The 3,708-nt window shown below is 63.9% G+C and carries 3 protein-coding genes; all 3 read right to left on the reverse strand.

Annotated features, from left to right (window positions below; genetic code table 11):
• Window positions 1–545 precede the first annotated feature (545 nt).
• Complete coding sequence (locus tag Q4F91_RS13080) at window positions 546–971, reverse strand: hypothetical protein (RefSeq protein ID WP_303338173.1); 426 nt, start codon at window positions 969–971, stop codon at window positions 546–548.
• Window positions 972–1,009: 38 nt separating this feature from the next.
• Complete coding sequence (locus Q4F91_RS13085) at window positions 1,010–1,420, reverse strand: hypothetical protein (RefSeq protein WP_303338174.1); 411 nt, start codon at window positions 1,418–1,420, stop codon at window positions 1,010–1,012.
• A gap of 468 nt (window positions 1,421–1,888) precedes the next feature.
• Window positions 1,889–3,463: an autotransporter outer membrane beta-barrel domain-containing protein gene (locus Q4F91_RS13090; RefSeq protein WP_303338175.1), complete on the reverse strand. Its 1,575-nt coding sequence runs from the start codon at window positions 3,461–3,463 to the stop codon at window positions 1,889–1,891.
• Between the last annotated feature and the right edge of the window lie 245 nt (window positions 3,464–3,708).

Genomic DNA, 3,708 nt, shown 5'->3' on the forward strand with positions numbered 1-3,708 from the left:
CAAAAACATGGGGATTCTTCCTCGGGAATTAATCAAAGTTTCCCGAAGGCTATCGCCCGATACTTTGAGAAAAATTAGCTTTTGCGGAACCTTTCCTTCCCACGGGCAGGTCGGGCCCGGGCCGGCATGCGCGTCTCTTACCTTGTCCCCGCCGGCCGCGCCAGGGTAACGAGGAGACCTGATTGTCGATGGCAGGCGCCCTGAGGATCAGTCAGCCCGCCCAGGAGCCTGTGAGCTTCCGCTTCAAGGTGCCTCGTTCACAAGGCTCTCACTCATCCTCAGGCCGTCGAGCCCCTCGATGCGGAGCGTTTTGATCCTGTCGGATCCGATCTGCCGGCGAACCCTCGCGGGGCGTCCCGACGGTCTCCTGCTCCTCGGTTTCAGTACCGGCAGACACCTGCGGGCCGCCCTTCGGCGGGCCGCTGAAGATGAGCGTCGTGCCGAGCGGTCCGAAGAACTTCCTCGACTCCTCTCCCTTCAGAATAATCACCTTTCCCATACCCGCTCTCCTTGAAAAAAGCCTGAAAGTCTGCAACGGCAGCGTCTCAGGTCAGACCGAGCCCGTCGAGCATGTCCTCCACATCCTCCCGCGTGAGCAACGGGTGCATTGCCAGAGTCGCCGCGTAGTACGGTCCGTCGTCCGTCCGCTTCGGGACCTCCCACTTCCCGGGGCTCACCTCAACAAACAATGTCACCCAGCTCGCCCGGCTGCGGATGACGCGCCTCCCGCCCTGCACGGAGATTTCCAGGACCTCCTTCTCCGTCTCGCTCAGCCTCCTGTTGTGGGCGGCGAGGACGGCGTCGATCTCGGCGCGCTCCTCCCGCCGGCTCGGGCGCTTTGCTCGTGCGGAGGACAACTGCGAACTTGATCGCGTGCTGCCCGTCGGAGCAGCGCTGAAGATGAGCGTCGTGCCCAAAGGCCCGAACTCCTTCTTCTCCTCCTCGCCCTCCAGAAAGATCACCTTCGCCATTTCCTGTTCTCCTTGAAGAAGCCCGCAGAGACAACGGCTCAGAAGCCGAGTCCCTCCGCCATGTCCTCCACATCCTCCCGCGTCAGCAGCGGATGCATCGCCAGGGTAGCCGCCCAGAGCGGGTCATCGTCCGTCCGCTTCGGAACCTCCCACTTCCCGGGGCTCACCTCGACAAACAATGTCACCCAGCTCGCCCGGCTGCGGATGACGCGCCTCCCGCCCTGCACGGAGATTTCCAGGACCTCCTTCTCCGTCTCGCTCAGCCTCCTGTTGCGGGCGGCGAGGACGGCGTCGATCTCGGCGCGCTCCTCACGCCGGCTCGGACGCTTCCCTTGAGCGGTGGTCCGAGGCGGTCTCGCCCAGGGGCCGATGAACATCAGAGTCGTGCCCAGGGGATGCGTTCTCTTGTACTCCGCAGCCTCTTCCGGTGTCATTTCGATCAGCGGCATTACTGTCCTCCTCGCAGATTCACGGATTGACAGGACGGCTCATCGCCCTGCCCTCGGAATCAGTGTCGCGGACGGCCATTACCGCTTCCTGACGCAGGCACGGGGAGACACCCGGAAACAGCCTCCGCCGCCATATATTTCGCAGATTCCTGATGTATTACCGCGCAGTGTCGGCCGCCTGGCTGATCATGACCCCGGTGGCGGCCTCTTGTCTTGTCGCTGCGACTGACAGCCGCGACCGGCGAGCGGACTGCCCCTGCAGCTTCGGATGATGAGGGCAAATGAAACGCCGCCGTCCTTTCCGAGAAACCTGAGAGAGGAAAGGACGGCGGCGCCGTTGGAAAGAGATTGTCTCCGGAGCCCTTCCGCTCAAACCGACGTGCAACCGGTTCGAACTGCGGGGCTCCGGGCGTGTGGATCCCGGCGGCAGCCCCCATGAGAGGAGAACTGCCGCAGGGGTGTCCTGGGTTAGAAGGCGAAGCGGAGGTTCGCGGTCACCGAGTAGTTGTCCACGTTCTCGCTGCCGAGGTACCCGACGCCGAGGCCGAAGCCCACGTTCTTGTACTCAGCGGTGAGACCGAGCTTCGCGGAGTAGTTGACGCGGTCAAGCACTTCGGTCGTGGTCGACGCGGTGTAGTCAACACCCGTGAAGCGGGTCGTGGTCTCGAGGTTCTTGTCGCCGATCACCGGGATGACCGAGAGATCAAGAACGGGTTTGAACACGATGCCGCCCGAGGTCTTCATCGGCTTGCTGAACTGGATGCCGAGCGGGATCTCCGCATAGGTCTTCGTCGTCGCGTCGGTGTGCAGGATCACGCTGCCGTTTTCCTTGCCGTCCATGCTGTCGATGTGAACGAAGTTGAAGCGCGCACCGAAGTACGGGGCGATGTCAACGTATTCCGTCTCGAACGTGTAACGGGCCTTCGCGGAAGCCGAGAAGATCTTCGACGTGGAGTCGGCCTTGATGACGCCGGCGGCGTTGTACTGCGTGACATCACCGTCGATGTAGCCGAAGCTCACGTCGCCCACGATCGTCCAGTCGCCGGCCTGGCGGCCGAAGTAGGCCGTCACGCCGTAGTAGTCGTAGTCGGTCGAGGACGTGGCGAGAGTGCCGTTGCTGTCGATGTCACCCGTGCCCGCCTGGAAGGCGATGCCGAAGCGGGTGTCATCGGCCGCGGCCCAGTCAACGCCGAGCGCAACGCCGTAGAGGTCGGCGTCGACGCCGGTGGTGAAGTTACCCGCGCCGAAGCCGTCGGACTTGGTCTTCGTGTAGACAGGCGACACCCAGGCGATGGTGGCGTCATCGGCAAAGGTCGAGAGCGAGGAGCTCACCGGCATCTGCGAGTCGGTCATCGTCGTGAAGCCGCCCACGTCAGCATACGCACCCTCGAGCGAGAACGCGTGGCTCATGCCCGTGAGGCGCACCGTGGCGGGAGCGCCCGCGGCCGTGTTGAAGCCGAGGCGGGACTCCGTGAAGCCCGTGATCATGCCGACCGAGAGGGTCGACGTCTCGAAGGCACCGGACTTCGCGGCGCTGCTCGCGGCCGAGGTGATCTTCTGGCTGATCGCAGCGGCGGTGGCCTCGGTGTTGACCGAGCCGTCGGCGTTCGTCACCGTGGACTCGAGGATCCTGGCGAGGTAGCCCTGGCCGTCCGTGCGGGTCGAGTCAAAGCCGCCATTCGCAGCCTGCTGCGTGATCATGTCGGAGAGACCGCTCTCGAGTCCGCTCTGGAGCGCGGCGACGCCCGTCGAGCTCAGACCGAAGGTGATCTTGTTGCTGCCTTCCTCGACAACGGCCTCGTAGAGGATGTTGCCGGAGAGGTAGGTGCCGGAGCCGGTGAGCGTGCCGGAGGTCAGGACGATCTCGGTGTTGGTCGCGAGCTTCATGCCCTTGAACATCACGGTGCCGTCGTTCACCACATTGCTCGTGATGGGCGAGGTGTAAGTCGTCTTTCCGCTCTCGTCCGAGGTGCCGGTGCCGAGCGCAGTGCTCGTCAGGATCATCGCGCCGTCGGAGGCGATCGTCAGGGTGTTGGCCGTCACGGAGCCGGAGCCGACGGTCAGGCCGCCCGCGCCAGCCGAGAAGGGCTCGGCCGAGTCGATGTAGAGGATGCCCGTGAGCGAGAGATCCTTCGAGATGCCGCTGTCGCTGTAGGCCTGGCTGATCTCGTCGGTGGCCGTCGAGATATTGACGTCGGAGCCGTCGGAGCCGACGTAGACGAGGCCGTTGCCGTTGATCTGTAACTCTATGGCCGTTAGGGAAGCGAGGAGACTCCCCTAACGGCTTG

It is taken from the genome of Sutterella sp. (genome assembly GCF_030539355.1).
GTDB lineage: Bacteria > Pseudomonadota > Gammaproteobacteria > Burkholderiales > Burkholderiaceae_F > Sutterella.